Annotated in this window: 25 protein-coding genes; 16 read left to right on the plus strand and 9 right to left on the minus strand. The window is 71.5% G+C overall.

From position 1 onward, the window contains the following. The 3 genes from rlmN (at nucleotide 1) to ABEB17_RS16835 (ending at nucleotide 2,466) form a co-directional block, all read left to right on the plus strand. Nucleotides 1-1,116, plus strand: a complete 1,116-nt coding sequence (gene rlmN / locus ABEB17_RS16825) for a dual-specificity RNA methyltransferase RlmN (RefSeq protein ID WP_345717881.1) — start codon at nucleotides 1-3, stop codon at nucleotides 1,114-1,116. A 133-nt stretch (nucleotides 1,117-1,249) separates the two neighbouring features. Then, complete coding sequence (locus ABEB17_RS16830) at nucleotides 1,250-1,786, plus strand: DivIVA domain-containing protein (RefSeq protein WP_345717882.1); 537 nt, start codon at nucleotides 1,250-1,252, stop codon at nucleotides 1,784-1,786. Between the two features lie 29 nt (nucleotides 1,787-1,815). Next, complete coding sequence (locus tag ABEB17_RS16835) at nucleotides 1,816-2,466, plus strand: class I SAM-dependent methyltransferase (RefSeq protein ID WP_345717883.1); 651 nt, start codon at nucleotides 1,816-1,818, stop codon at nucleotides 2,464-2,466. Here ABEB17_RS16835 and ABEB17_RS16840 read toward each other — a convergent pair. Further along, nucleotides 2,423-2,824, minus strand: a complete 402-nt coding sequence (locus ABEB17_RS16840; RefSeq protein ID WP_345717884.1) for a PPOX class F420-dependent oxidoreductase — start codon at nucleotides 2,822-2,824, stop codon at nucleotides 2,423-2,425. The two genes, ABEB17_RS16835 and ABEB17_RS16840, sit on opposite strands and share 44 nt — an antisense overlap. Before the next feature lie 41 nt (nucleotides 2,825-2,865). After that, nucleotides 2,866-4,074, minus strand: coding sequence for a cysteine desulfurase-like protein (locus tag ABEB17_RS16845; RefSeq protein WP_345717885.1), 1,209 nt, complete (start codon nucleotides 4,072-4,074; stop codon nucleotides 2,866-2,868). A 25-nt stretch (nucleotides 4,075-4,099) separates the two neighbouring features. Between ABEB17_RS16845 and ABEB17_RS16850 the strand changes: the two genes are divergently transcribed. Continuing rightward, nucleotides 4,100-6,010 carry a propionyl-CoA synthetase gene (locus ABEB17_RS16850; RefSeq protein ID WP_345717886.1) on the plus strand — a complete coding sequence of 637 codons (1,911 nt, stop codon included), beginning with the start codon at nucleotides 4,100-4,102 and terminating at the stop codon, nucleotides 6,008-6,010. Between the two features lie 12 nt (nucleotides 6,011-6,022). Here ABEB17_RS16850 and ABEB17_RS16855 read toward each other — a convergent pair whose 3' ends face one another. Continuing rightward, nucleotides 6,023-6,550, minus strand: a complete 528-nt coding sequence (locus tag ABEB17_RS16855; RefSeq protein ID WP_345717887.1) for a pyridoxamine 5'-phosphate oxidase family protein — start codon at nucleotides 6,548-6,550, stop codon at nucleotides 6,023-6,025. A 105-nt stretch (nucleotides 6,551-6,655) separates the two neighbouring features. Between ABEB17_RS16855 and ABEB17_RS16860 the strand changes: the two genes are divergently transcribed. From ABEB17_RS16860 to ABEB17_RS16870, 3 genes are all read left to right on the plus strand, one after another. After that, nucleotides 6,656-7,399, plus strand: coding sequence for a FadR/GntR family transcriptional regulator (locus ABEB17_RS16860; RefSeq protein ID WP_345717888.1), 744 nt, complete (start codon nucleotides 6,656-6,658; stop codon nucleotides 7,397-7,399). Continuing rightward, on the plus strand, nucleotides 7,399-8,229 hold the full coding sequence (locus ABEB17_RS16865) for a sterol desaturase family protein (RefSeq protein ID WP_345717889.1): 831 nt from the start codon (nucleotides 7,399-7,401) through the stop codon (nucleotides 8,227-8,229). The genes ABEB17_RS16860 and ABEB17_RS16865 overlap by 1 nt, the downstream gene beginning before the upstream one ends. Nucleotides 8,230-8,384: 155 nt before the next feature. Next, entirely contained in the window at nucleotides 8,385-10,022 is a 1,638-nt protein-coding gene (locus ABEB17_RS16870; protein ID WP_345717890.1) for a tetratricopeptide repeat-containing diguanylate cyclase, read from the plus strand. Nucleotides 10,023-10,024: 2 nt separating this feature from the next. On the opposite strand, the gene ABEB17_RS16875 is transcribed toward ABEB17_RS16870, so the two are convergent. The 4 genes from ABEB17_RS16875 to ABEB17_RS16890 are packed head-to-tail and all read right to left on the minus strand — an operon-like array spanning nucleotide 10,025 to nucleotide 13,982. Further along, nucleotides 10,025-11,404 (minus strand): NAD(P)/FAD-dependent oxidoreductase, encoded by a 1,380-nt coding sequence (locus ABEB17_RS16875; protein WP_378227153.1) that lies wholly within the window; start codon nucleotides 11,402-11,404, stop codon nucleotides 10,025-10,027. Nucleotide 11,405: 1 nt separating this feature from the next. Next, nucleotides 11,406-12,065 carry a pyridoxamine 5'-phosphate oxidase family protein gene (locus ABEB17_RS16880; RefSeq protein WP_345717891.1) on the minus strand — a complete coding sequence of 220 codons (660 nt, stop codon included), beginning with the start codon at nucleotides 12,063-12,065 and terminating at the stop codon, nucleotides 11,406-11,408. Between the two features lie 10 nt (nucleotides 12,066-12,075). Next, complete coding sequence (locus tag ABEB17_RS16885) at nucleotides 12,076-13,497, minus strand: aspartate aminotransferase family protein (RefSeq protein WP_345717892.1); 1,422 nt, start codon at nucleotides 13,495-13,497, stop codon at nucleotides 12,076-12,078. Next, nucleotides 13,494-13,982, minus strand: a complete 489-nt coding sequence (locus tag ABEB17_RS16890; RefSeq protein ID WP_378227154.1) for an Lrp/AsnC family transcriptional regulator — start codon at nucleotides 13,980-13,982, stop codon at nucleotides 13,494-13,496. The genes ABEB17_RS16885 and ABEB17_RS16890 overlap by 4 nt, the downstream gene beginning before the upstream one ends. Nucleotides 13,983-14,126: 144 nt before the next feature. On the opposite strand from ABEB17_RS16890, the gene ABEB17_RS16895 reads away from it, so the two are divergent. Next, nucleotides 14,127-15,584, plus strand: a complete 1,458-nt coding sequence (locus ABEB17_RS16895) for a gamma-aminobutyraldehyde dehydrogenase (protein WP_345717894.1) — start codon at nucleotides 14,127-14,129, stop codon at nucleotides 15,582-15,584. Beyond that, nucleotides 15,574-16,755, plus strand: a complete 1,182-nt coding sequence (locus ABEB17_RS16900) for a polyamine ABC transporter substrate-binding protein (protein ID WP_345717895.1) — start codon at nucleotides 15,574-15,576, stop codon at nucleotides 16,753-16,755. Before ABEB17_RS16895 ends, ABEB17_RS16900 begins: the two co-directional genes overlap by 11 nt. Before the next feature lie 24 nt (nucleotides 16,756-16,779). Here ABEB17_RS16900 and ABEB17_RS16905 read toward each other — a convergent pair whose 3' ends face one another. Further along, on the minus strand, nucleotides 16,780-17,067 hold the full coding sequence (locus ABEB17_RS16905; protein ID WP_345717896.1) for a DUF1905 domain-containing protein: 288 nt from the start codon (nucleotides 17,065-17,067) through the stop codon (nucleotides 16,780-16,782). 53 nt (nucleotides 17,068-17,120) lie between these two features. Here ABEB17_RS16905 and ABEB17_RS16910 point away from each other — a divergent pair, with 53 nt between their 5' ends. Genes ABEB17_RS16910 through ABEB17_RS16920 form a run of 3 tightly spaced genes read left to right on the plus strand, consistent with a single transcriptional unit; the run spans nucleotide 17,121 to nucleotide 19,692 of the window. Further along, nucleotides 17,121-18,089: a helix-turn-helix transcriptional regulator gene (locus tag ABEB17_RS16910; protein WP_345717897.1), complete on the plus strand. Its 969-nt coding sequence runs from the start codon at nucleotides 17,121-17,123 to the stop codon at nucleotides 18,087-18,089. Between the two features lie 2 nt (nucleotides 18,090-18,091). Continuing rightward, nucleotides 18,092-19,030 (plus strand): phosphotransferase enzyme family protein, encoded by a 939-nt coding sequence (locus tag ABEB17_RS16915; RefSeq protein ID WP_345717898.1) that lies wholly within the window; start codon nucleotides 18,092-18,094, stop codon nucleotides 19,028-19,030. 23 nt (nucleotides 19,031-19,053) lie between these two features. After that, nucleotides 19,054-19,692, plus strand: coding sequence for a DUF998 domain-containing protein (locus ABEB17_RS16920; protein ID WP_345717899.1), 639 nt, complete (start codon nucleotides 19,054-19,056; stop codon nucleotides 19,690-19,692). Between the two features lie 114 nt (nucleotides 19,693-19,806). Here the strand turns inward: ABEB17_RS16920 and ABEB17_RS16925 are convergent, their stop codons facing one another. Then, the gene (locus tag ABEB17_RS16925) at nucleotides 19,807-21,417 is read right to left on the minus strand and encodes a PucR family transcriptional regulator (RefSeq protein WP_345717900.1); all 1,611 of its coding nucleotides are present in this window, start codon (nucleotides 21,415-21,417) and stop codon (nucleotides 19,807-19,809) included. A 262-nt stretch (nucleotides 21,418-21,679) separates the two neighbouring features. Between ABEB17_RS16925 and ABEB17_RS16930 the strand changes: the two genes are divergently transcribed. Genes ABEB17_RS16930 through ABEB17_RS16945 form a run of 4 tightly spaced genes read left to right on the plus strand, consistent with a single transcriptional unit; the run spans nucleotide 21,680 to nucleotide 26,541 of the window. Beyond that, on the plus strand, nucleotides 21,680-23,182 hold the full coding sequence (locus ABEB17_RS16930; RefSeq protein ID WP_378227155.1) for an aminobutyraldehyde dehydrogenase: 1,503 nt from the start codon (nucleotides 21,680-21,682) through the stop codon (nucleotides 23,180-23,182). Between the two features lie 46 nt (nucleotides 23,183-23,228). Continuing rightward, nucleotides 23,229-24,440, plus strand: a complete 1,212-nt coding sequence (locus ABEB17_RS16935) for a polyamine ABC transporter substrate-binding protein (protein WP_345717901.1) — start codon at nucleotides 23,229-23,231, stop codon at nucleotides 24,438-24,440. 2 nt (nucleotides 24,441-24,442) lie between these two features. Next, the gene (locus ABEB17_RS16940; protein ID WP_378227162.1) at nucleotides 24,443-25,597 is read left to right on the plus strand and encodes an ABC transporter ATP-binding protein; all 1,155 of its coding nucleotides are present in this window, start codon (nucleotides 24,443-24,445) and stop codon (nucleotides 25,595-25,597) included. After that, a complete protein-coding gene (locus ABEB17_RS16945) occupies nucleotides 25,594-26,541 on the plus strand; it encodes an ABC transporter permease (protein ID WP_345717903.1) in 948 nt (315 codons plus the stop codon). Before ABEB17_RS16940 ends, ABEB17_RS16945 begins: the two co-directional genes overlap by 4 nt. Nucleotides 26,542-26,584: the final 43 nt, after the last annotated feature.

The raw sequence follows: 26,584 nt of genomic DNA on the forward strand, positions 1-26,584 counted from the left end.
ATGGACACCACCCCGAAGCCCGGCCAGCTGACCTTCGCGGCGCCCCGGCGCGCCAAGCCGCCGCGACACCTGGCCGACCTGACCCTGGCCGAGCGAGCCGACGCCGTGCGCGAGGCGGGCCTGCCGGCCTTCCGCGCCAAGCAGCTGTCCACGCACTACTTCGAGCGACTCGTCGTCGAGCCCGAGCAGATGACCGACCTCCCGGCCAGCGGGCGCGACGAGCTGGTCGCCGCGCTGCTGCCGACGCTGATGACAGTCATCACCGAGCGTGAGGCGGACGCCGGGGACACCATCAAGACGGCCTGGCGGCTCTTCGACGGGGCGATCGTCGAGAGCGTCCTGATGCACTACGCGAACCGCAGCACGATCTGCATCTCCAGCCAGGCCGGCTGCGGGATGAACTGTCCGTTCTGCGCGACCGGGCAGGCCGGTCTGACCCGCAACATGTCGACCGCAGAGATCGTCGAGCAGGTGGTGCGCGGCGCTCGGCTGGTGGCGGCGCGGCACGGCGGGCACAAGCGCTCCATGAACGTGGTGTTCATGGGCATGGGGGAGGCGCTCGCCAACTACAAGGCCTCCATCGGTGCCATCCGCCGGCTGGTCGACCCCAGCCCGGAGGGGCTGGGCCTGAGTGCGCGCGGCATCACGATGTCGACGGTCGGTCTGGTGCCGGCGATGGACAGGCTCACCGCCGAGGGCATCCCGGTCACGCTCGCGCTGAGCCTGCACGCTCCGGACGACGAGCTGCGGGACGAGCTGGTGCCCATCAACACCCGGTGGAAGGTGGGCGAGGCCCTGGACGCCGCCTACCGGTACTTCGAGGCCACCGGGCGCCGGGTCAGCATCGAGTACGCCCTCATCCGGGACATCAACGACCAGGCCTGGCGGGCGGACCTGCTGGGCAAGCTGCTCAACCAGCGAGGCCGCGGCTGGATCCACGTCAACCCCATCCCGCTCAACCCGACCCCCGGTTCGAAGTGGACGGCGAGCGACCCGAAGGTCGAGAAGGCGTTCGTCGCGGCGCTGGAGGCCCGCGGCATCCCCACCACGATCCGGGACACCCGCGGGCAGGACATCGACGGCGCGTGCGGCCAGCTCGCGGCGAACACGATCTGAGCACGGCGTGAGCACGAGCACAGCGCGTCCGGACCAGCCTGCACGCCCGGCGGGTCACGCACGGTTACCCTTGCTGAGCGCGGTCGAGCGACCGCCGTCGGACCAGCAGCGGCGAGATCACGAGGAGCGGAGCATGAGCGCCCCGATGCGCTTTCGCAGGGTCGGCAAGCTGGCCCGGGGGTACGACGTCAGCCAGGTCGATGCCTTCATCGCGCGGGCGCTCGGCGGCAGCGTCAGCTCGAACCTGATCCGCAGCGTCGGGTTCGACCTCAAGCTCGGCGGGTACCAGGTCGAGCCGGTGGACGCCGCGCTGGACCGCCTCGAGGACGAGATCGCCGCCACGGAGCGCTCCGGCGAGCGCCGCTCGCTCGGCGAGCGCGGCTTCGTGAAGGACGTGACGGCGCAGGCGCAGGTGCTGCGGGCCCGGCTGAGCCGCCCGCACGGCGACCGGTTCGCGCGCGGCTCCGCGTGGGAGCGCTCGTACGACGTCGAGCAGGTCGACATGATGTGCGACGACATCGCCGAGTACTTCGACGGTGCGACCGCCCTGTCCGCGGAGGAGCTGCGGGGCGCCGTGTTCGCCAGCCGCCGCGGCGCCCGCGGCTACAGCGAGAAGGCGGTCGACCGGTTCCTGGACCGCGTCGTGTCCGTGATCAGCCGGGTCAGCTGAGCGGATCGCGGCATGAGGGTGCCGGGTCGGTGAGCGACGATCGCACGGCCTGGTTGCGGCGGTTCTACGACAGCGAGGCCGCAGGTTACGACGCCACCCGTGGCGGCGAGCCGCGCGGGGCCCTGGCTGCGGCCGCGTTCGCTCAGCTGCTGGGTCCGCCCGGAGGGCCGGGCGGGCCGGTGCTGGAGGTGGGCACCGGGACGGCCGTGGTGGCCGGGGAGCTGCGGCGCCGGGGCTACCCGGTGCTGGGCGTCGACGTGTCGCTGGGCATGCTTCGACAGGCCGGGTCACGGCTGCCGGGGTGCCTCGTGCAAGGCGACGGCGCGGCGCTACCGCTGCCGGACGCCGGGTGCCGGGCCGTGGTGCTCTCGTGGGTCCTCCACCTGGTCGACAACCCGCTCGACCTCGTCCGTGAGGCGGCCCGGGTCATCGAACCTGGTGGCCGGCTGGTGACCACGGTGAACAAGAGCGCCTCGTCGCGAGCCGTAGCCACGGCCCAGCCCGTGACCACGGAGACCAGGGAAGTGACCGACGACCCACTGGTGCTCGGGGCACTGGCTGCCGAGCTCGGGCTGGAGCCGTCGGGCTCGGCGAGCTATGTGGCGCAGGGGCAGCACGGCGCGCCGACGTACGAGATCAAGAGCTGGGCGAGACCAGCCCGAGCACCCGGTCCACGCTGATCTGCAGGACGACCCGGGCCGGGTTCTCGCGCGGCACCCGGTAGCGCTCGGCGTACCGCTGCTCGGCGTCCGTGACGGCCTGCGGGTGCACCAGCACGGAGGCCTCGCCCTCGACGGTCAGCCAACGCCGGCCATCGACCTGGCAGATCGCGGCCCGGCCACCGCGCAGCGCGTTGTACGCCTTCTGGCTGTCCCCGCTAGTGATCACCCGGGCGACCTGCCCCTCGTCGTCCCAGGTGAACCCGACGGGCACGACGTGCGGGGTGCCGTCCGAGCGCAGCGTGGTGAGGGTGGCCAGGTGCCGTTCGCGCAGGAACTCCAGGACGGCGGGCGGCAGGGCGGTGGGGTCGAAGCGCACGAGCACAGCCTGTCACCTCGCCGGGCGTGCCGACGGCACGTTCACCCCGCGGACGCGACGAACTCGGCCAGCGCGGCCAGCACGCGGTCGACGTCCTCCTCGGTGGAGTAGGGCGCCAGCCCCAGCCGCAGGCCGCCGGTGTCACCCAGCCCCAGCCAGCGCGAGGCCTCGATGGCGTAGAACGAGCTGGCGGGGGCGTTGACGCCTCGCCCGGCCAGGAAGGCGTAGGCCTCGGACGCGTCCCGTCCCTCGAAGGTGAGCAGCAGAGTCGGCGTGCGGTGGCCGGCGCGGGACCAGCGGGTGACGGACGGCAGCGCGGCCAGTCCACGCTCGAGGCGCTCGCGCAGTGCGTCCTCGTGCCGCTCCACGTCGGCCATCGCGGCCAGCAGGCGTTCGCGGCGGGTGCCGCCGGTCGGGGCGAGGCCGGCCAGCACATCGACGGCGGCCGTCGTTCCCGCGAGCAGCTCGTACGGCAAGGTGCCCAGCTCGAAGCGCTCGGGCACGGCGTCCGACGAGGGGAGCAGCTTGGCCGGGCGCAGCCGGGCCAGGAGCGCCGGGTCGGCGGCCAGCACGCCGCAGTGCGGTCCGAGGAACTTGTACGGCGAGCAGGCGAACACGTCGGCACCGAGCTCGGCGACGTCCACCGGCGCGTGCGCGGTGAGGTGCACGCCGTCCACGAAGACGAGGGCGCCGAGGTCGTGCGCGCGCTGGGCGATCTCGGCGACCGGCGGCCGGGTGCCGATCAGGTTCGAGGCGCCGGTGACCGCGACGAGGCGGGTGCGGTGGCTGGTGGCCTCGCTGACGTCGTCCGCGGTGAGCTCGCCGGTGGCGGGGTCGAAGTGCGCCCAGCAGACGGTGGCGCCGGCGGCCTCGGCGGCCTGCACCCACGGGCGGATGTTGGCGTCGTGGTCGAGCCGGGTGACGACGACCTCGTCGCCTGGGCCCCAGTCGGCCGCGAGGGTGCGGGCCAGGTCGTAGGTCAGCTGGGTCATGCTGCGGCCGAAGACCACGCCGCCGGCGTCGGCGCCGAGCAGGTCGGCCATCGCCGACCGGGCCCCGATCACGATCTCGTCGGCCGCCCGTTCGGCGGCGGTGACGGTGCCGCGGTTGGCGATGGGTGACGTCAACGCCCGCGCGACGGCGTCCGCCACCGCCTGCGGGGTCTGCGACCCGCCGGGGCCGTCGAAGTGCGCGGTGCCGCCGGACAGGGAGGGGAACTGCGCGCGCAGCGCGCTCACGTCGTACGCCATGGCCTGATCCTGGCAGGATGCGGCCATGACGGCTGAGCAGAGGACGGCGTCCGGGGCCTGGCAGGCGGCGCACGAGCGGAGCCTGCGCGATCCGGACGGCTTCTGGGGTGAGGCGGCCGGGCTGATCGACTGGATCAAGGCGCCGACGCGGGCGCTGGACGACGACCGGCCGCCGTTCTACCGCTGGTTCAGCGGCGCGACCCTGAACACCTGCTACAACGCGGTGGACCGGCACGTCATCGCCGGGCGGGCGGACCAGCCCGCCCTCATCCACGACTCGCCCGTCACGGGCACGAAGCGCACGCTGACGTACGCGCAGCTCCTGGACCAGGTGGCGAGGTTCGGCGGGGTGCTGCGGGCGCTGGGGGTCGAGCCGGGGGACCGGGTCGTCATCTACCTGCCGATGGTGCCGGAGGCGGCGATCGCGATGCTCGCGTGCGCGCGGATCGGTGCGGTGCACTCGGTGGTGTTCGGGGGGTTCGCGCCGGCCGAGCTCGCGGCCCGCATCGACGACGCGCAACCGAAGGTGATCGTGTCGGCGTCGTGCGGCGTCGAGCCCTCCCGCGTCGTCGAGTACAAGCCGCTGCTGGACGCGGCCATCGAGCGGGCGTCGCACACGCCGGACGCCTGCGTGATCCTGCAGCGTCCCCAGGTCGAGGCGGCGATGGGGGAACGGGACCTCGACTGGAAGACCGTGATGCGCGAGGGTGCTGTGCCGCCGGCCGAGTGCGTGCCCGTCGCGGCGACCGACCCGCTGTACGTGCTCTACACCAGCGGCACCACGGGCAAGCCCAAGGGCATCGTGCGTGACAACGGCGGCCACGCCGTCGCCCTGCGCTGGTCGATGACCAACGTGTACGGCGTGCGGCCCGGTGAGACCTGGTTCACCGCCAGCGACGTGGGCTGGGTCGTCGGCCACTCCTACATCGTGTACGCGCCGCTGCTCACGGGGTGCACCACCGTGCTGTACGAAGGCAAACCGGTCGGGACGCCGGACGCGTCCGCCTTCTGGCGGGTCGTCGAGGAGCACGGGGTCAGGGCCATGTTCACCGCGCCCACCGCGATCCGGGCCATCAAGAAGGACGACCCGGATGGCGCCCGGATGGCCGAGCACGACCTGTCCGGGCTGCGCACACTCTTCCTGGCTGGTGAACGGCTCGACCCGGACACCTACGAGTGGGCGACGTCGCGCCTCGGCGTGCCCGTGGTCGACAACTGGTGGCAGACCGAGACCGGCTGGCCGATCTGCGCCAACCCGGTCGGGCTGGACGCGCTGCCGATCAAGGCCGGGTCGCCGTCCGTGCCGATGCCCGGCTACGACGTCCGGGTGCTCGACCCGGCCGGGGAGCAGGTGGCGGCCGGCGCCGAGGGCGCCATCTGCCTCAAGCTGCCGATGCCGCCCGGCACGCTGCCGACGCTGTGGGGGGACGACGAGCGGTACGTCTCGTCGTACCTCTCGGCCTTCCCCGGGTACTACCTGACCGGCGATGGCGGCTACGTCGACGACGACGGCTACGTCTACGTGATGGGGCGCACCGACGACGTGCTGAACGTCGCCGGTCACCGGCTCTCGACAGGCTCGCTCGAGGCCGCACTTGCGGGTCACCCCGCCGTGGCCGAGTGCGCCGTGATCGGGGTGGCGGACCCGTTGAAGGGTCAGGTGCCGCGCGGTCTGGTGGTACTCAAGGGTGGCGGCGACTGGGATCCGGCGGTCGTCGCGGCCGAGTGCGTGCAGCGGGTGCGCGACGAGGTCGGCGCCGTCGCGGCCCTGCGCCAGGTGGACGTGGTCGCGGCCCTGCCCAAGACGCGCAGCGGGAAGATCCTGCGCAAGACCATGCGGGAGATCGCGGACGGTCTGCCGCCGAACGTGCCCTCCACCATCGAGGACGCGTCCGTCCTGGACGCGTTGACCCCGGTGCTTCGCGGCCCTGAATAGGCGCTCCTGAGATCAGGCGGGCGTGATCCCGCGCTTGGCCAGCACCTCGGAGCGTTTCCAGGCGTAGCCGACGATCCAGTGCGGTCGGAACCGGTAGAACCGGATGTCGTCACCCCAGGTCAGCGGCGAGCTGCCGTAGTGCGCCGTCCAGTGCTCCAGGGTCTGCGCCCAGTCGGTGTCGGCCTCGCTCATCCGCTCGGCCTGTCCGTGCCCGAAGACCGCGATCTCCTCGTTGTCGATGTGCGCGACGCTGACCGCGGGCCGGTGCTCCAGGTGCTTGGCCTTCGCGGCGGCACCGCTGGTGCTGAACGTCCACGTGGCGTGCAGGAAGTGCCCGTCGACCGCACTGATCCGTGGCTCGCCGCGCGCGGTGACCGTGGCCAGGCTCAGCACCTTCATGCCGGTGAGCAGCGCGGCCAGGTCCGTGGCGGACAGCGTCCGCTCGTCGTTGATGATGTCCCGCAGGTGCTTCGTCGCCGTCCCGTGCGAGGCGTCCAGGAGCGTCTGCAGGGCGGCCAGCTCGTCGTCCGTCTCGTACATGTCGACCACCGTACGACCGGTCACCGACAGCCGGCTTGACCGCGCTTGCTGAGCCAATTGGTCCAACCTCTTGATGAGCCGACCTGTGTGCTGCATCATCGAGGGATGGCCACAGCGCAGTTCACTCCGGTCGCCCGGCAGTCCGTGAGCGACACCGTCTTCGCCCAGCTGCGGGACGCGGTCCTCGGTGGTGGCTACGCGCCCGGCGACCAGCTGCCGCCCGAGCGCGAGCTCGCGGTGTCGTTCGCAGTGAACCGGCACGCGGTCCGTGAGGCGGTGAAACGGTTGCAGGAGGCCGGTTTCGTGCAGGTCGTGCACGGCGGCGGCACCCGGGTGCTCGACGTCCGCCGCACGGCCGGCCTCGACCTGCTCGGGCACCTCGCGCGATCGGGGGACGAAGGGCTCGAGCGGTTGGTGCGGGACGGTCTCGAGATGCGCCGCTGCATCGGCGTCGACGCCGCGCGTCGGGCCGCCGAACGGGCGGACGCCGGCACCCGGCGGGCGATCCAGACCGCAGCCACCCGTTACGCGGACCCCGCCGACGCGACCGCCGACCGCGACTTCTGGGCTCTGGTGGTGGACGCCAGCGACAACCTCGCGTTCCGGTTGGCGCTGAACAGCCTCGTCGAGTCCATCGACGCCCAGCCGGACCTGATGGATGCCCTGCTCGCCGACGACCGCGGCGACGTCCAGCCGCACGCCGACCTCGCCGAGGCCATCGCCGCGGGCGACGCCGATCGCGCGGCGGCCTGCGCGGACGCCCTGCTCAGCCAGGCCCTGACCATCCACCAAGAGATCCAGCAGAGGCCGGCGAGCCGCCGGCGCCGACGTCCGGGAAGGAGCGCCTGATGATCGACATCATCGCCATGGCGATCCCGTTCTTCGTCCTGTTCATCCTGATCGAGCTGGTGTCCCTGTGGTTCGCGCCGGACGACGACGAGATCGGGTACGAGGTCCGGGACACCGCCACGAGCCTGTCCATGGGGATCGGCAACGTCGTGGTCGGCATCGGCTACAAGACGGTGGCGCTGATCATCTACGCCGGCGTCTACGAGCTGACCCCGCTGCGCGTCGACATGTCGAACTGGTGGGCGTGGGTGCTGCTGTTCTTCGCCGACGACATCGCCTACTACTGGTTCCACCGCGCCCACCACGAGGTCCGGCTGTTGTGGGCCAGCCACGTCGTGCACCACTCGAGCCAGTTCTACAACTTCTCGACGGCCCTGCGGCAGACGTGGACGCCGTTCAGCGGGCTGCCGTTCTGGCTGCCCCTGGCGCTGCTCGGCGTGCCGCCGTGGGCGATCTTCCTGCAGCAGTCCATCAGCCTGCTCTACCAGTTCTTCCTGCACACCGAGCGGGTCGACCACCTCCCGCGGCCGGTCGAGTGGGTGATGAACACGCCGTCCCACCACCGCGTGCACCACGGCATGAACGGCGTCTACCTGGACCGCAACTACGGCGGCATCCTGATCGTCTGGGACCGGCTGTTCCGCAGCTTCGAGCCGGAGGGTGAGCGGGTGATCTACGGGCTGACCCACCAGCTGCGCACGTACAACCCCCTGGTGGTGGCCACCCACGAGTACGTCGCGATCTGGCGGGACCTCAAGGCCGACGTCCGCTGGCGGGACCGGTTCGGTCACCTCCTGCGCGGCCCCGGCTGGACACCCAACCCCAGCTGACCGCCCCGCCTGACCGCACATAGCCCGCTATCCGGGCTCATTCGGCGCGGATGACCCCGGATAGCGGGATATGTGCGGGGTCGGCGGCGGCGCTGTGAGCACGGCCACCGTCACGAAAGGTTCAGAACCGGGCTCGACGGGTCGATTTAGTTGTCGTGACAGCCAACTCGACCGAGCGCCCGCACCAGGGCACCGACCGCGCCGCGATCATCGCCGCGGCCGTGCTCGCGCGCTCGGACCACGAGTGGACCGTCGAGGACGTCGCCCGGGCGCTGGACGAGCTGGAGATGGTGCCCTGGGAGCGCGGCGCGATCGCCTACGACCCCGCCGTCACGCTCGAGCGGGTCGCCGACTGGCTCGGCGTCGAGGACCAGCGCATGCGCGCCCTGCTGGTCCAGGCCGACGTGCAGGCCCGGGACGGCCAGACCGTGGCCGCCGCCCGGATCGCCCGCCAGGTCAACCGGTGGGCCTTCGAGCGCTCGCCGCACCAGAACCACGTGCTCGCGCGCAGCCACCGGCTGCTCGCCTCGTTCTTCGACCACCTGGGCGACTTCTCGACCTTCCTCGACCACGCCATGCGGGCCGTCGAGCTGATGGACGACGCCACCCCGGAGCGCATCCGGATCGACCACATGATGACCCTGGCCATCGCCCAGGGCCGGATCCCGAGCCTGGCTGAGCAGGCCCGTGAGCGCTTCAACGCGATCGAGCAGCTCTCCACCCGGATGGAGCGCCCGGACCTGATCCTGCTCACCGTGAACAACCGCGCGTACGCGGAGTACCAGGGCGGCGAGCTCGACCTGGCGCTGGTCTCCGCGGACCGGCTCACCCGCCTGCTCGCCGAGAGCGGCGAGGAGCCGTACCTGCCCTACCTGGACACCATCGCCAGCATCCAGGTCGCGGTCGGGCAGATCGTCGAGGCCATCGAGACCCTGCGCCCGGTGCGCGACGAGCTCATCCAGCTCGACACCCCGGAGCCGGACGCGCGCGCCGAGTGCCTGCTGACCCTCGCCGAGGCCCAGCGACGCAACGGCGACCTCGTGGCCGCCGAGTCGACGCTCGCGCAGGTGCGGGACGTCGCCCGGGCTCGGGGGCTGGACGGGATCCTGGTGCGTGCCCGCGGTGAGCAGGCGGAGCTGTCCGCGGCGAACGGCCAGTACAAGGCGGCGTTCGAGCAGCTCAAGCAGTACATGGAGGAGGTGCGGGCGCAGAGCTCGGCCGAGGTCGACTCCCGGGCCGGGGTGCTGCAGGCCGTGTTCGAGACCGAGCAGGCCCAGCAGGAGACCCAGCGCTTCCGGGACCTGTCCCTGCGCGATCCGCTGACGGGGCTGTTCAACCGCCGGCACGTCGACGACCACCTGCCCGTGCTGCTCCAGCTGCACGCCGACTCAGGCCAGCCGGTCAGCGTCGTGTTCGTCGACCTCGACCACTTCAAGCGGGTCAACGACGAGTGCTCGCACGCGGTCGGCGACGAGGTCCTCAAGCGCGTCGCGCAGATCCTCACCGAAGCGTTGGGGGACAACGGCTTCGTGGCCAGAATGGGCGGCGAGGAGTTCCTCATGGTCATCCCCGGGACGTCGACCAGCGGTGCGCTCGTGTACTGCGAGCTCGTGCAGGACGCCCTGCGGGCCGAGGACTGGACGCCGCTGACCGGCGCCGTCCGAGTCCGCGCGAGCATGGGCCTGGCCTCGACCAGCGAGCACGTCGGCGCGAGCCAGGCCGAGCTGCTCGGCCAGGCCGACCAGCGGGTCTACAGGGCCAAGTCAGCCGGCCGGGACCGCATCGTCTGGTGACGTCAGTGGCCGGTCAGCGCGTCCAGCACCCGGCCCAACCGGGCCGGGCGACCGGTCCGGGCCTCCTCGGCGTCCGCCATCTGCGCGAGCCGCAGCCCGGCGTTCACGCCCAGCCAGCGCAACGGTTCCGGCTCCCAGCGGCGTGAGCGATGGCCCACCCAGGGCAGCCGGGTCAGCTCGCTCTCGGTGCCGGTGACCAGGTCGGCCAGGGTGCGCCCGGCCAGGTTCGTGGTCGAGACCCCGTCACCGACGTAGCCGCCCGCGGCTCCCAGGCCGGACGCCGGGTCGTACCCGACGCTGGCGTGCCAGTCCCGGGCGATGCCCAGGGGGCCGCCCCAGCGGTGGGTGATCTCGGCGCCCTCGACCGCTGGGAAGAGGTCGACCAGCGCGGACTGGAGCGCGGCGAAGACCGCGGGCTCCTGGTCGAAGTGCGGGCGGATCGACGATCCGTAGTGGTACGGCGCCCCGCGGCCACCGAAGACCAGCCGGTCGTCCGCGGTGCGCTGGCCGTAGACGATGACGTGCCGGTGCTCGCTGAACGTCTCACCGCGGGCCAGCCCGGCGGTGTCCCAGAAGTCTGGGGGCAGCGGCTCGGTGGCGATGATCAGTGAGTACACCGGGACGACCTCGCGGCGGTGCCCGTGCAGTGCCGGCGTCCAGGCCTCGGTGGCCCGCAGCACGTGCCGGGCGCGGACCCGGCCGCTCTCGGTGGTCACCTCGCCGGTGGAGACCGACGTGGCGCGGGTGCCCTCGGCGATCCGCACCCCGGACCGCTCGACGACGTCCGCCAGGCCGCGGGCCAGCTTGGCGGGCTGGATCCGGGCGCAGTGCGGCGTGTACGTCGCACCCAGCGCGCCGTCCACGCCGATGTGCTCGCGGGTCTGCCCGGCATCCAACAGCTCGAGGCCGTCGATGCCGTCCCAGGCCCGGTCGTGCTCGACCTCGGCTCGGGCCCGGGCGAGCTGGGCGGGGTTGCGAGCGACCACGACGGTGCCGCCGAGCCGGAAGTCGCAGTCGATCTGCTCGGCGGCGACGACGTCGCCGACCTCGCGCACGGTGTCCACCATGGCCTGGCGCATGGCCAGGGCCGCCGGGCGCCCGTGCCGGCGGGCCATGGCCTCGACGCCCTGCGGCAGCAACGCCGAGCACCAGCCGCCGTTGCGGCCGCTCGCGCCGAAGCCGGCGCTGTTCGCCTCGACGACCAGCACGTCCAGCGACGGGTCGCGGCGGGTCAGGTAGTACGCCGTCCACAGCCCGGTGTAGCCGGCGCCGACGATGCACACGTCCGCGGTGGTGTCGCCGTCCAGCGGTGCGCGGCTGCCCGTGGCGGCGGGGCCGCCGTCCAGCTGGGACTGCCAGAGCACGTACTGCGGGGCGTCCACGTCAGCTCCTCCCGTCGGGCCAGGACCGCACGTAGGCCGGGACCGGGCGCGGCGCGCGCAGGTCCGGCGCGTCGACCGGGTGGCCGAAGTGGTGCAGCAGGGGGACGACGCCGGCCCAGACCGGACGGTCCAGGTCCTCGTCAGCGTCGTCCGGGGGCGAGTCCGAGACCTTCAACGACCACTCCTGCAACGGGATCGCGAGCACGCACGTGGCGGCGAGCTCCTTGGCTGAGGGCGGCCGGGCGTCGGCGCCCCGGCCGGGCATCAGGTGCTCGGTCAAGGTCGCCAGCGCGGCGGACTTCTCGTCTCCCGTGAGCTCGGTGCACCGGCCGAGCACCATGGCGCTGCGGTAGTGCATGGACGACTCGAACTGGCTGCGTGCGACCACCAGCCCGTCGAGCGCGGTGACGCTCACGCAGGTCGGCGCTCCGGCCGCCAGCCCACGGAACAACCGCGAGGCGTTGCTGCCGTGCAGGATCAGCCGGTCGCCGTCCCGGGCGAAGCCGACCGGCAGCACGAACGGCTGCCCGTCGTCCGCCACGACCGCGACGTGCGCGACCAGGGCGTGGTCGAGCAACCGGTCCAGGCCTGCGCGGTCGTGCGACTGCTTGTCCGGCAGCCGGCGCACCTGGGTGCGGGGCGCCGGCTGCCGGGGGCTCACAGCAGAGCGCTCACAGCCGCGACCAGGCCTCGGTCAGCACGCCACGCAGCCGCTGCTCGATGTCGTCGAACTCGGTCTGGCCGATGATCAGCGGCGGCGCGAGCTGGATGACCGGGTCGCCGCGGTCGTCGGCCCGGCAGTACAGGCCGGCGTCGTAGAGCGCCTTGGACAGGAAACCGCGCAGCAGGCGCTCGGCCTCGTCGTCGTTGAACGTCTCGCGGGTGCTCTTGTCCTTCACGAGCTCGATGCCGTAGAAGAAGCCCTCGCCGCGCACGTCGCCGACGATCGGCAGGTCGTTCAGCTTCTCCAGCGCCGCGCGGAAGTGCGGGGCGTTCTCGTGCACGTGCTGCACCAGGCCCTCGCGCTCGAAGATGTCCAGGTTGGCCATCGCGACCGCGGCCGACACCGGGTGACCGCCGAAGGTGTAGCCGTGCAGGAACGACGTGTGGCCGGACTTGAACGGCTCGAACAGACGCTCGGAGGCGATCATCGCGCCGATGGGGGAGTAGCCCGAGGTCATGCCCTTCGCGCAGGTGATGATGTCCGGCACGTAGCCGAAGTCGTTGCAGGCGAAGATCTCCCCGATCCGGCCGAACGCGCAGATCGTCTCGTCGCTGACCAGCAGGACGTCGTACTCGTCGCAGATCTCCCGGACCCGCTCGAAGTACCCGGGCGGCGGCGGGAAGCAGCCGCCCGAGTTCTGCACCGGCTCGAGGAAGACGGCCGCGACCGAGTCGGGGCCCTCGAACTCGATGGCCTCGGCGATCCGCTCCGCGGCCCAGCGGCCGAACGCCTTGGCGTCCTCGCGCAGGTGCTCGGGCGCCCGGTACAGGTTGGTGTTCGGCACCTTGTGCGCGCCCGGTACCAGCGGCTCGAACGGCACCTTGGCGTCCGGGATGCCGGTGATGGACAGCGCGCCCTGCGGCGTGCCGTGGTACGCGACGTTGCGGCTGATCACCTTGTGCTTGGTGGGCTTGCCGATCAGCTTGTAGTACTGCTTCGCCAGCTTCCACGCGGTCTCCACCGCCTCACCACCGCCGGTGGTGAAGAAGACGCGGTTGAGGTCGCCGGGGGCCTCGTGCGCGAGCCGCTCGGCCAGGTCGATGGCCGCCGGGTGGGCGTAGGACCACAGCGGGAAGAACGCCAGCTGCTCCGCCTGCTTGCGGGCAGCCTCGGCGAGCTCGGTGCGGCCGTGGCCGGCCTGCACGGTGAACAGCCCGGCCAGCCCGTCGAGGTAGCGCCGTCCCTGGTCGTCCCAGATGTAGGCGCCCTCACCGCGCACGATGATCGGCACCTGACCGCCGTTCTCGTACGTGGAGTGCCGGGTGAAGTGCATCCACAGGTGGTCACGGGCCGCGTCGCTGCGGTTGGTGCCGCGCGGCGTGGTGGTGGCGCTAGCAGGAGCGTTGACGCCCTGCGATGTGCTCGTCATCGGGTTCCCCAGTTGTAGAGCTGCTTGCGCAGCTTCAGGTACACGAACGTCTCGGTGCTCCGGACGCCCGGGACGGTGCGGATCCTCGTGCTGATCAGGTCGAGGAGCGCGTCGTCGTCCTCGCAGACCGCCTCGACCAGGAGGTCGAAGCTGCCGGCGGTGACCACGACGTAGTCGACCTCCGGCATCTCGGCGAGCCGGTCCGCCACGGCGGACAGGTCGCCCTCGGCGCGGACGCCGATCATGGCCTGGCGGCTGAAACCGACCTGCAAGGGGTCGGTGACCGCCACGATCTGCATGACCCCGGCGTCCAGCAGCCGTTGCACGCGCTGCCGGACGGCCGCCTCGGACAGGCCGACCGCCTTGCCGATCGCGGCGTAGGGCCGTCGACCGTCCTCCTGGAGCTGTTCGATGATCCGCTTGGACACGTCGTCCAGAAGATGGCCGTTGCCGGTTCGCGAGGTCACGGCCCGATCCTCGCGCACAGATCGGGCCCTGGCAAGTGAATCCGTCGCGGATTTGTCATTTGACGACTAATTCCCACTAGTGGTGGGTCCTGTACTGTCGATACCGGTTGCGGCGCGCTAGTGTCGCCATCGTCGACCATCCACGCCACGACAGGAGCTGCTGTGAGCGCCCCGAGCACATCCGCAACGCGCCGACTTCGCAACTTCGTCGGCGGTGAGTACGTCGACACCGTGGGGGACGCGGCGAGCGACCTGGTCGACCCGTCCACCGGGCAGGTCGTGGCGCATGCGCCGATCTCGTCCGAGCAGGACGTCGACCGGGCCTACACCGCGGCCGCCGCCGCCTTCGAGACGTGGGGCCAGACGACGCCGAGCGAGCGCCAGCAGGCGCTGCTCAAGATCGCGGACGCCGTCGAGGCCCGAGCCGACGAGCTGGTCAAGCTCGAGGCACAGAACACGGGCAAGCCCTTCGCGCTCACCACGAGCGAGGAGATCCCGCCGATGGTGGACCAGATCCGGTTCTTCGCCGGGGCGGCCCGCGTGCTCGAGGGGCGCGCGGCGGGCGAGTACATGGCGGGGCACACGTCGTGGATCCGACGTGAGCCGATCGGCGTGATCGGGCAGGTGACCCCGTGGAACTACCCGATGATGATGGCCGTCTGGAAGTTCGCGCCGGCGATCGCCGCGGGTAACACCGTCGTGCTGAAGCCGAGCGACACGACCCCCGAGACCACCCTGCTGATGGCCGAGATCGCCGCCGAGTTCCTGCCGCCGGGTGTGCTCAACGTCGTCACGGGCGACCGGGACACCGGGCGCGCCATGATCGAGCACAGGATCCCGTCGATGGTGTCGATCACCGGGTCGGTGCGGGCCGGCATGCAGGTCGCCGAGGCCGCGGCGCGCGACGTCAAGCGAGTGCACCTCGAGCTCGGCGGCAAGGCGCCCGTCGTGGTGTTCGACGACGCCGACCTCGAGGCGGCGGCGGAGGCCATCGCCGTGGCCGGCTACTTCAACGCCGGCCAGGACTGCACGGCGGCGACCCGGGTGCTCGCCGGCCCGGGCATCCACGACGACTTCGTGGCCGCGCTGGCCGAGCAGGCCCGCGGCGCCAAGGTCGGCCTGCCGGACGACGAGGACGCGCTGCTCGGCCCGGTCAACAACGCCAACCAGCTGCGGCACGTGTCCGGCTTCATCGACCGGCTGCCCGACCACGCGTCCATCGGCGCCGGCGGCGCCCGGGTCGACGGGCTGGGCGACGGCTACTTCTGGCAGCCCACCGTGGTCTCCGGGCTGCACCAGGACGACGAGGCGATCCAGAACGAGATCTTCGGCCCGGTGATCACGGTGCAGCGGTTCACCGACGAGCAGCAGGCGCTGGCCTGGGCGAACGGCGTGCCGTACGCCCTGGCCTCCTCCGTCTGGACCAAGGACTTCGGCCGGGCCATGCGGATGAGCAAGAAGCTGGACTTCGGCTGCGTGTGGATCAACACGCACATCCCGCTGGTCGCGGAGATGCCGCACGGTGGCTTCAAGCACAGCGGCTACGGCAAGGACCTGTCGATGTACGGGTTCGAGGACTACACCCGGATCAAGCACGTCATGGCGAACCTTGACTCCTGAGATCGCGTACCGCCCCGGCCAGCTGTCCCGGCGCGCGTTCGTCGGCGGCTCCACCGCCGCGCTCGCCGCCCTGCTCGCCGCCTGCGGCACCAAGGGGACGGCGCGCTCGTCCGGCCCCGCGACCACGCCCGACCTCTCAGCGACCGAGAAGCTGGTGAAGTTCTCCAACTGGCCGCAGTACATCGACGTCAGCGACGACGACGACGGCAAGCGGCCGACGCTGGACGCGTTCACCAAGGCAACCGGGATCGCCGTCGACTACACCGAGGACGTCAACGACAACGAGGAGTTCTTCGCCAAGATCCGGCCCGCGGCGTCCAACGGCCAGTCCATCGGCCGCGACCTGTTCGTGGTCAGCGACTGGATGTCCTCGCGGATGATGCGGCAGAGCTGGGTGACCCAGTTCGACCACTCGAAGATGCCGAACGTGACGGCGAACCTGCTGCCGCAGCTGCGCGACGTCTCGTTCGACCCGGGCCGCAAGTACAGCCTGCCGTGGGCGTCGGGGATGACCGGCATCGCCTACAACAAGAAGCTCGTCGGCCGCGAGATCCGCGAGGTGAAGGACCTGTTCGCCCCGGACCTCAAGGGCAAGGTGACCATGTTCTCCGGCATGAAGGAGACGATGCCGCTGCTCATGCTGGGGCTGGGCATCGACATCGGCACCTTCACCGAGGCCGACTTCAACCGCGCGCTCGACGTCCTCAAGGACCAGATCGCGAAGGGCCAGATCCGCGCCTTCACCGGCAACGAGTACACCTCGTCGCTGGCGAAGGGGCAGACCGCGGCCTGCTTCGCCTGGAGCGGGGACGTGCTGCAGCTCGCGCTGGACGACCCGGACCTCGAGTTCGTCGTCCCCGAGGCCGGCGCCGAGCTCTGGTCGGACAACTGCATGATGCCGGCGCCGGTGTCGCACAAGGCCAACGCGGAGCAGCTCGTGGACTGGTACTACCGGCCCGAGGTGGCCGCCGCGCTGGCTTCGTGGGTGCAGTACATCCCGCCGGTCGAGGGCGCCCAGGACGAGATGAACAAGATCGACCCCGATCTCGCGAAGAACCCGCTGATGTTCCCGGACGACGCGACGAAGAAGCGACTGAAGGTGCAGCGCGACCTCACCGACGCCGAGGACCTGACGTTCACAGCGGCGTTCACGGCGGCGACCGAGACGTAGGCGGCGCCCGCGGCGAGCGCCGTCCTACACGTCCACGCTCAGCCGGACCGTGACGACGTCCCCGAGCTCGAGGTCCTCGGCGCGCTGCACCGCCTGCTTCACCGGCACGAGGTAGCGCCCGGCCTTGGGGAACAGGGACGTCGTCCACTCGGTGTCGCCGAGCTGCACCCGGACCGGGATGACCCCCCAGCCGTAGCTGACCTCGGCGGCGGCCGCCTTCAGCTCGACGCATTGGTCCTCCGGGACGGTGACGAAGTGGTAGGGCGACGGGCCGCGCCAGTACCAGATCTCGCCGGTCAGCTCGAGGTCCATCGGGCCAGGTTAGGCTCCCTGGCGGACGTTCCGCTTCCGGAAAGCAGGAGTGCATGGCCGCCGATCTCAGCCCCACCGCGCGGGCGCTGCTGACCCTCGAGCTCGTCCAGGGCAGTCCCGGGGTCACCGCGGAACGGCTCGCGGACAAGCTCGGCGTCTCGGAACGGGCCGCCCGCCGCTACATCACGATCCTGCGCGAGGCGGGCATCCCGATCGAGTCCACCCGCGGCCCCTACGGCGGCTACCGGGTCGGTCGGGGGCTGCGGCTGCCGCCCCTCGTGTTCAGCTCGGCGGAGGCGCTCGGCCTGGTGATGGCCGTGCTGGACGGTCACCACGAGGCCAGTGACCCCAGCGACCCGGTGGGCAGCGCCCTGGGCAAGATCGTGCGAGCCCTGCCCGAGCCCGTCGCCGCCCAGGCCGAGGCCGTTCGCCGGACCACCTCGCCCGCGCCGGACCGGGCCGCCGTCCGACCCGAGCCCGGAACCACCGCCGACCTGGTGGACGCCGTCTCGGCGCACCGGCGAGTCCGGCTCGACTACCGCTCCGAGGCCGGTTCGGAGTGGGTCATGGACGTCGACCCGTGGGCGGTCGTCGTCCGGCACGGGCGGTGGTACCTGCTCTGCCACGCCCTGGCCAAGGACGCCCTGCGGGCGTTCCGGATCGACCGGGTCCGCGGTGTCGAGCTCCTGCCGGACACGTTCCAGCCGCCCGTCGACCTCGACCCGGTCGCGGTGCTCGAGGCGCACCTGGCCACGGGGTGGGAGTTCGACGTCGAGGTGGTGATCGACGCCGCCGTCGACGCGGTGGCCCGCTGCCTGCCGCGGTCGCTGGGGGTGCTGGAACCGTCGGGGGACGGTGGGTGCCGGCTGGTCGGCAGCACCAGCGACCCGCACTGGTACGCCGAGCAGCTGACCCGGATCCGGGCACCGTTCCGGATCGTGCGGTGCCCCGAGCTCCAGGACTGCGCCCGGTCGCTGGGGGAGCGCCTGGCGACGGCGTCCGGCTCGACCGAGGCCGGCTGACGGTGGACGCGACCGAGCTGGCCCGGCGTTTCGGGCTGGACGGCGCGGTGACGCTGTCCGACGGCCCCGTGGCCCGGGGCAAGCAGGGCGAGGTGTGGCGGCTGGAGACGCCGGACGGTCGATGGGCGGTGAAGGCACCGTTCCAGCCGGTCGGCGAGGACGACGTCCGGGAGTCGACGCTGTTCCAGGAGACCGCCTACGCGTGCGGTGTGCCGACCCCGGCGGTGCGACGGACCGACGACGGTCGGGTCTTCGCGACCGTGTCCGGCCGACGGGTCCGGCTGTACGGCTGGGTGGACGTGCTGGCACCGGACCCGATGCTGGACCCAGGCCTGGTGGGCGACGTGGTGGGGCAGTTGCACCAGGTGCCGACCACCGCCACGTCGACAGACGTCGCCGCCTGGCACCGCGCGCCGGTCGGCCCGGCCCGCTGGGACGAGCTGGTGACTGAGCTGCGAGCGGCGGGCGCGCCCTTCGCGGAGCGGCTGGCCGACCTGCGCGACGAGCTGGTCGCGCTCGAGTCGTGGCTCGAACCGCCGCAGGACGTCCGGCTCTGCCACTGCGACCTGTGGGCCGACAACGTGCTGGCGACGGCGGACGGCGGCGTCTGCGTCCTGGACTGGGAGAACAGCGGGCCCGCCGACCCCAGCCAGGAGCTGGCCTGCGTCCTCTTCGAGTTCGGACGCTCGGACGCCGGTCGGGCCCGGGCGCTCGCGGAGGCGTACCGGGAGGCGGGCGGCCCGGGTCGCGTCGACCGCCGCGGGCGCTTCTCGATGCTCATCGCGCAGCTCGGGCACATCACCGAGATCGCCGCCACCGACTGGCTGCAGCCGAACCGGCGCTCGCCGGACCGCGCCGCTGCTGCCGCCTGGATCAGTGAGGTGTTCGACGAGCCGCACACCCGCGACGCGCTGGACGAGCTGCTCGGCTGGGTGACCTGAGCGAGGCGGGCCATGCTGGTGCGGTGACGACCACTCAGACCGCTGCCCTGACACCGCCACCGGACGAGGCCGACTGGGTGCTGACCTACCTCGGTGTGCGGATCGCGGTCGGCGTTGTCGGGGCCACCTTGCCTGTCGTCCTGTTCATCAGCCACTACTTCTTCGGCGACGGGTTGATGCCGGACTCGATCAGCGCGTTCTACTACACGCCGATGCGCAACTACCTCGTCGGATCCCTGTGCGCGCAGGGCGTGTTCCTGTTCTGCTACCGCTACGCCCGGCGCGACAACTGGCTCAGCACGCTGGCCGGCGTCCTGGTCATCGTCGTCGCGCTCAGCCCCACCGTGGCGGCGGGCGCGTCGACGACCGTCTGGAACGTGGCGCACGGCGTGGCGGCCGGTGGGTTCTACGTGATCCTGGCGTACTTCGCGTACTTCTTGTTCACCCGCAGCGACCACCCTGTCGCTCCGGGCAGCCGAAAGGCGTTGCGCAACACCATCTACCGGGTCTGCGGCGTCGTCGTGGCGCTGTCGATGCTGGTCGCCTTCGTGCTGCTGAGGTCGCCCGTGCACCTGCTGTTCTGGTGGGAGACCATCGCCACCTTCGCGTTCTCGTTCGCCTGGCTCGTCAAGGGCGGCCTGTTCTTCGCCGACCGTCCCTGACGCGCCCGCCGCCCGGTCGTTGATCACGTTCAGTGGGTCCAGGCCCGCTTATCGAGGTGAAGGACCCTCGAGAAGCGGGTGTGCGCCCACTGAACGTGATCAACGGGCGAGGGGTCAGCGGGTGTCGCGAGCCAGCAGCGCGACGTGCAGGGCGAGGCAGGTCTCCACGTCGTCCAGGTCCTCGTCCAGCACAGTGGCCAACCGGGTGAGCCGGTCGTAGAACGCCGGCCGGGACAGGTGCATCGACGCGGCGGCGGCGGACTTGTTGCGGCCGCAGGCGAGGTAGGCGCGCAGCACCTCGAGCAGGTCGTCCTCGCGGTCCAGCAACGGGCCGAGCTCACGCTCGGTGAACGTCTCGACGCGGGGGTCGTCGCGCAGGAGTGACAGGAGCCCGCGGACGCCGACGTCGTGCAGCCGCACGAACCCACCGACCCGCGGCAGGTGCGCCGCGGCATCAGCGACCTGCTGCGCCTCGACCACGCTGCGCCGGGCGTCCCGCAGGCCGGCCACGACCGTGCCGGCGGCCAGCAGCAGCTGGTCGGACGCCTCGCCGGGCATCCGGTAGCGGACCACGCGCTCGATGGCTCGGCTGAGCCCGTCCAGGACCGCGCCGTCGCCGTCGCGGCGGTCCAGCGCCAGCAGCAACCCGACGCTGCGGTCGTCGATCGCGCCGACCAGGGCCGGCGCGGAGGCGTCCCGGGCGGCCTGGGCCACGGCGTCGGCGAGGTCACGCAGGCGAGCCTGGGTGGCGAGCGTGGTCGCCGACCGCCCCTCGCGCCAGCGGACGACGGCGCCCAGCAGCCGACGTCCGTCCAGCGTCACCCCCAGCGCCCGGGCTCGGAGCCCGATCTCGGCGTCCGGGTGCTGGTGCTCCATCAGCGCGGTCAGCAGGGTGCGGTGGGTCTGCCGCTCCAGGCCCTCGCGGTCCCGGGTGATCAGCCGTTGCAGCGCCAGGGTGGTGGCCGTGCGCTCGACGAGCATCAGGTCGTGCGGACGGGGGTCTTCCATGCCGCGCACCAGCACCAGCCGCCCCCAGTCCTCGCCGCGCGCACCGACGGTTGCGACCACCCAGCCGGACGCCGGGTCGACCCCGGCCCGCCCCTCGACCCGCACCGCGCGCGAGCGCTGCTGCCAGCGGGCGAGCAGGGCGGCCTCGTCCGTGCCGGCCGCGTCGTGCTCGACCACCAGGTGGCTGGGCGTCTCGAGGACGACGGGCGCGCCGGCCATCCGGGCCGCCTGACGGACCACCTCGGCGGTGTCCGCCCCTTCGACGGCGAGCTCGGTGAACGTCTCGTGCAGCGACTGCGCCTGGCGCAGCGAGCTGATCTGGCCGTCGATGATGAGCGAGTGCACGGCCTCGGTGACCTCGATGAACGCCACCGGCTGCGTGAGCTCGACCAGGGGCAGGCCGAAGCGCTCGGCGGCGCGCACCATCGCCGTGGGCAGCCGCCCGGCGTACGCGCGACCGAGCTCGACGACCAGCCCGGCCACGGGCAGGGCGGCCAGGCCCTGCACGAACGCGACGATGCCGTCGTCCGTCCGGGGCAGCGCGACCCCGGTGGTGAGGATGAGCTCGTTGCCCCGCAGCAGCTCACTGATGTCGGCGACCTCGGCCACGTGCGCCCAGCGCACCTCGTGCCCGAGGTGCTCCGCCCCGGCGACGACGCGGGGGCGTCCGGCGGCGAGGACGGGCAGGCCGAGCACGGCGCTGAGCGTCGGGAGCATCCAGCCTCCGGGGAACGAGAGCCGAGCGGGCGACACTGTGTCGCCTCGTCGGCCCGAGAACAGGCACTGTGCATCCCACCGTACCGGGGAGGGTGTGTGCGGGTACAACGCGGGTCGGTAGTGACCGAACCGTTACACGCTAGATTTCGTTGAGGTTACGCGATTCAGCCACGAAATCCTTTGATTAGCCTTGAACGGACCGAGGTGGCGTGTCAGGATCGGCGCACAGCCGGTTGGCTCGCCGAACAGATCAGGAGGTGGCGTGACGACATCGACTCGGGGCCACCAGTGGATCGGTGGCCGCCGCACGGCGCCCAGCGGGTCGGCGCCCGCGCACCCCGTGGTGAACCCCGCCACCGGGGACGAGGTGGACGTCGTCGCACTGGCCGGTCCGGCGGACGTCGACGCGGCGGTCCAGGCCGCCACCCTCGCCCAGCCCGCCTGGGGTGCGGCGACCCCCGCCGAGCGGTCCACCGCCATGCACCGCTGGGCCGCTGAGCTCGAGGCCGTCGCCGAGGAGCTGGCCCAGGTCGAGACGTCGCAGACCGGCAAGCCGATCCGGCTCAGCCGCGAGTTCGACGTCCCGGGCACCATCGACAACACCGCCTTCTTCGCCGGCGCCGCCCGCGTGCTGGAGGGCCGGGCGTCCGGCGAGTACTCCGCCGACCACACCTCCGCGGTCCGCCGCGAGGCACTCGGCGTCGTCGGCTCCATCGCACCGTGGAACTACCCCCTCCAGATGGCCGCCTGGAAGATGCTGCCCGCCGTCGCCGCCGGCAACGCCATCGTGCTCAAGCCCAGCGAGCTCACCCCGTTGACGGCGCTGATGATGGCCGAGGCCGCACAGCGCGCGGGGATCCCGGACGGCGTGGTCAACGTCGTCGTGGGCGCCGGCCCGGATGCCGGCGAGCACCTCGTCTCGCACCCCGGCGTCGCGATGGTCTCGTTCACCGGCAGCTCGGGCGTCGGGCAGCGCGTCATGGCGCTCGCGGCGCCCACCGCCAAGCGCGTGCACCTCGAGCTCGGCGGCAAGGCGCCCTTCGTGGTCTTCGACGACGCCGACCTGGACGCCGCAGTGCACGGCGCCGTGGCCGGCGCCCTGATCAACAGCGGCCAGGACTGCACGGCCGCGACCCGGGCCATCGTGCACCGGTCGCTGTTCGACGACTTCGTCGCCGGGGTCGCCGACCTGATGTCCGCCGTGCGGTTGGGGGACCCGCTCGACCCGGCGACCGACCAGGGCCCGCTGATCAGCCGCGCCCACCAGGCCCGGGTCGCGGGGCACGTCGACCGGGCCCGCGAGCTCGGCGCCAAGATCGTCTGCGGTGGTCAGGCACCCGGTGGGGACCTGGCCCGGGGGGCGTACTACGAGCCCACGCTCGTCGCCGGGATCGACCGCACGGCGCCGATCTGGCACGACGAGGTGTTCGGGCCGGTGCTGGTGGCGGTCCCTTTCGAGACGGACGACGAGGCGATCGAGCTGGCCAACGACACGCCGTACGGGCTCGCCGCGTCGGCCTGGACCAGGGACGTCGTCCGTGCTGGTCGGGCCACCCGGCAGATCCGGGCCGGGTGTGTCTGGGTCAACGACCACATCCCGATCATCAGCGAGATGCCGCACGGGGGCGTCAAGGCATCTGGCTTCGGCAAGGACATGAGCGTGTACTCGCTGGAGGAGTACACGAGCATCAAGCACGTCATGACCGACCAGACCGGGGTGGCCCGAAAGCCCTGGCACCGCACCGTGTTCAGCCACGACACGTGACCGACTGCAGACGATCCACCGCTGCCCATCCGGAAGGACCCACCCCATGAGCCCCCGACCGACTCCCGACCCGATGAAGGTCGCCCTGGCGCGCGGCACCCTGAGCCGTCGCACCCTGCTCAGCTCGGTCGGTGCCTTCGGGATGGCCACGGCCCTGGCCTCCTGCGGCACCAAGGGCACGGCCACCAAGACGGCGCCGAGCGACCAGGCCGCGAAGGACCTCTCCGACACCGAGAAGATCGTGCGCTGGTCCAACTGGCCCGAGTACATCGACGTGGACGACAAGACGCAGAAGCACCCGACGCTGGACGCCTTCGAGAAGCAGACCGGCATCAAGGTCACCTACGCCGAGGACTACAACGACAACGACGAGTTCTTCGCCAAGGTCAAGCCGCAGCTGCAGGCCGGGCAGGACACCGGCCGCGACACCTGGTGCAGCACCGACTGGATGGTCGCCCGGCTGATCCGGCTCAACTGGGTGCAGAAGCTCGACAAGGCGAACATCCCCAACGCCAAGAACCTCGAGACCGCCCTCACCCAGGTCGAGTTCGACCCGGGCCGCCAGTACTCGCTGCCGTGGCAGAGCGGCTTCACCGGCATCGCCTACAACCCCAAGGCGACCGACGGCAAGAAGATCGAGAGCATCGACCAGCTGCTCACCGACCCGGCGCTCAAGGGCAAGGTCACCCTGCTCACCGAGATGCGCGACACGGTCGGCCTCGTGCTGCTGGCGATGGGCAAGGACCCGGCCAAGTTCACCGACGCCGACTTCCAGGCCGCGATCGACGAGATCAAGAAGGCCAAGGACGCCGGGCAGCTGCGCGGGTTCACCGGCAACGAGTACGGCAAGCCGCTGGCCGCCGGCGACATCGCCGCCTGCATCGCCTGGACGGGCGACGTCGTCCAGCTCCAGGCCGACAACCCGGCCCTCGGCTACGTCCTGCCCTCGACGGGTCACATGATCTGGTCGGACAACTTCGTGATCCCGAACAAGGCGGGCCACAAGAAGAACGCCGAGGCGCTCATCAACTACTACTACGACCCCAAGGTGATGGCGGCGGTCGAGGACTACGTGAACTACATCTCGCCGGTGAAGGGGTCGAAGGAGGTCCTGCTCGCCGAGGACCCGAGCGTGGCCAACAACCCGCTGATCTTCCCCAGCGACGCCGTCCTCGCGCAGTCGCACGTGTTCCGCGGCCTCACCGAGGCCGAGGAGACCAAGTACAACCAAGAGTTCCAGGCACTGATCGGGGCATGACGATGGCACAGATCAAGGACGACCCCGGTGGGGACCTGACGCTGCACTCGCTGACCAAGACGTTCGGGGACTTCGTCGCCGTCGACGACCTCGACCTGACGATCCCGCAGGGCTCGTTCTTCGCCCTGCTCGGCCCGTCCGGCTGCGGAAAGACGACGACGTTGCGCATGGTGGCCGGGCTCGAGCGCCCCACGGCCGGCACGATCAAGATCGGCGACCAGGACGTCACGGAGGCTCGGCCCTACCAGCGCCCGGTCAACACCGTGTTCCAGAGCTACGCGCTCTTCCCGCACCTGAACATCGTGGAGAACGTGGAGTTCGGGCTGCGTCGGCGCAACAAGAAGAACACCCGGGCCACCGCGATGGAGGCGCTCGAGCTCGTCCAGCTCGCGCACCTGGCCCTGCGCAAGCCCGGTCAGCTCTCCGGCGGGCAGCAGCAGCGCATCGCGCTGGCCCGCGCCATCGTCAACCGTCCGTCCGTGCTGCTGCTGGACGAGCCGCTCGGCGCGCTCGACCTCAAGCTGCGCCGGCAGATGCAGATCGAGCTGAAGCGCATCCAGCTCGAGGTCGGCCTGACGTTCGTGCACGTCACCCACGACCAGGAGGAGGCCATGACCATGGCCGACACCATCGCGGTGATGAACGCGGGTGTGATCGAGCAGCTCGGCGACCCGGCGACCCTGTACGAGCGTCCCAGCACCACCTTCGTGGCCAACTTCCTCGGCCAGTCGAACCTGTTGCCCGGGAAGGTGTCCGGGTCCGACGGCGAGAACCTGGTGATCGACGTCCAGGGGGCGCAGCTGGCGCTGCCGAAGGACCGCAGCGCGACGACCACGGGCGACGTGTGGTTCGGCGTGCGGCCCGAGAAGCTGGTGATCTGCGACGACTCGACGGCCGTCGCCGGCAACCGGATCTCCGGCACGGTCACCGACGCGTCCTTCACCGGCGTCTCGACCCAGTACCTGGTCAAGCTCGGGTGGGGGCAGGAGATCACCGTCGTCCAGCAGAACGACGGGACGCCGCCGCTGCGACCCGGTGGCGAGGTCACCGTGCAGTGGGCCCCGCAGCACGGGTTCGCGCTGGATGCCGCGCAGGACGCGCACGCCGGTGAGGAACGCGAGACCGGCGACGCCGTCCTGGCGGGCACCTCGTCATGAGTGCCGTCGCCCACGGCGGTGCGACGACGTCCGTCGCACCCGGTGCCGGCGGGCCGCCGCCGGACGCTGCGGCCGAGAAGACCGGACGTCGGTGGACGCCGTACCTGCTGCTGCTGCCCGGGATGCTCTGGCTGGCGATCTTCTTCGCCGTCCCGATGGTGTTCCTGGCCTCGACGTCCCTGCAGACCGGGTCGCTGGAACAGGGCTACGTGCTCACCTTCCACTTCCAGACCTACGTGGACGCGCTGCAGAGCTACTGGCCGCAGTTCCTGCGCTCGTTCGGCTACGCGGCGACCGCCACCATCGCCGGTGCGCTGATCGGCTACCCGCTGGCCTACGCGATCGCGTTCAAGTCCGGCAAGTGGAAGAACTTCCTGCTGGTGCTGGTGATCGCGCCGTTCTTCACCAGCTTCCTGATCCGCACCCTGGCCTGGCAGACGATCCTGTCCAACAGCAGCCCGGTCGTGAAGTTCTTCCAGGTCACCGGGCTGATGGACGTGCTGCAGTTCCTCGGGCTGACCAGCAACGACCAGCTGATGGCGTCGAAGTTCGCGGTCATCGCTGGCCTGACGTACAACTTCCTGCCGTTCATGGTGCTGCCGCTCTACGCCAGCCTGGAACGCCTCGACCCGCGCCTGCTCGAGGCGGCGGGGGACCTGTACGCCTCGCCGTTCACCGGGTTCCGCAAGATCACGTTCCCGCTCTCGCTGCCGGGCCTGGTGGCCGGCACGCTGCTGACGTTCATCCCGGCGGCCGGCGACTACATCAACTCGAAGCTGTTGGGGAGCACGAACACCACCATGATCGGCCAAGTCATCGACGGGCAGTTCCTGCGGGTGCTCGACTACCCGACCGCCGCCGCGCTGTCGTTCGTCCTGATGTTGTCGATCGTGCTGCTGGTGTCGATCTACGTACGCCGAGCCGGGACGGAGGAGCTGGTCTGATGGACCCTCTCATGACGCTCCTGATGGTCGTCCTGATCGTCGC

Origin of the sequence: Angustibacter luteus (assembly GCF_039541115.1) — a bacterium.
GTDB lineage: Bacteria > Actinomycetota > Actinomycetes > Actinomycetales > Angustibacteraceae > Angustibacter > Angustibacter luteus.

Excerpts from the sequence above, each read along its gene's own strand:
- ABEB17_RS16845 (WP_345717885.1), bottom strand. The coding sequence starts at position 4,074 with ATGGCGTACGACGTGAGCGCGCTGCGCGCGCAGTTCCCCTCCCTGTCC.
- ABEB17_RS16855 (WP_345717887.1), bottom strand. The coding sequence starts at position 6,550 with ATGTACGAGACGGACGACGAGCTGGCCGCCCTGCAGACGCTCCTGGAC.
- ABEB17_RS16860 (WP_345717888.1), top strand. The coding sequence starts at position 6,656 with ATGGCCACAGCGCAGTTCACTCCGGTCGCCCGGCAGTCCGTGAGCGAC.
- ABEB17_RS16885 (WP_345717892.1), bottom strand. The coding sequence starts at position 13,497 with ATGACGAGCACATCGCAGGGCGTCAACGCTCCTGCTAGCGCCACCACC.
- ABEB17_RS16925 (WP_345717900.1), bottom strand. The coding sequence starts at position 21,417 with ATGCTCCCGACGCTCAGCGCCGTGCTCGGCCTGCCCGTCCTCGCCGCC.
- ABEB17_RS16850 (WP_345717886.1), top strand. The coding sequence starts at position 4,100 with ATGACGGCTGAGCAGAGGACGGCGTCCGGGGCCTGGCAGGCGGCGCAC.
- ABEB17_RS16940 (WP_378227162.1), top strand. The coding sequence starts at position 24,443 with ATGGCACAGATCAAGGACGACCCCGGTGGGGACCTGACGCTGCACTCG.
- ABEB17_RS16905 (WP_345717896.1), bottom strand. The coding sequence starts at position 17,067 with ATGGACCTCGAGCTGACCGGCGAGATCTGGTACTGGCGCGGCCCGTCG.
- ABEB17_RS16830 (WP_345717882.1), top strand. The coding sequence starts at position 1,250 with ATGAGCGCCCCGATGCGCTTTCGCAGGGTCGGCAAGCTGGCCCGGGGG.
- ABEB17_RS16935 (WP_345717901.1), top strand. The coding sequence starts at position 23,229 with ATGAGCCCCCGACCGACTCCCGACCCGATGAAGGTCGCCCTGGCGCGC.
- rlmN (WP_345717881.1), top strand. The coding sequence starts at position 1 with ATGGACACCACCCCGAAGCCCGGCCAGCTGACCTTCGCGGCGCCCCGG.
- ABEB17_RS16865 (WP_345717889.1), top strand. The coding sequence starts at position 7,399 with ATGATCGACATCATCGCCATGGCGATCCCGTTCTTCGTCCTGTTCATC.
- ABEB17_RS16945 (WP_345717903.1), top strand. The coding sequence starts at position 25,594 with ATGAGTGCCGTCGCCCACGGCGGTGCGACGACGTCCGTCGCACCCGGT.
- ABEB17_RS16910 (WP_345717897.1), top strand. The coding sequence starts at position 17,121 with ATGGCCGCCGATCTCAGCCCCACCGCGCGGGCGCTGCTGACCCTCGAG.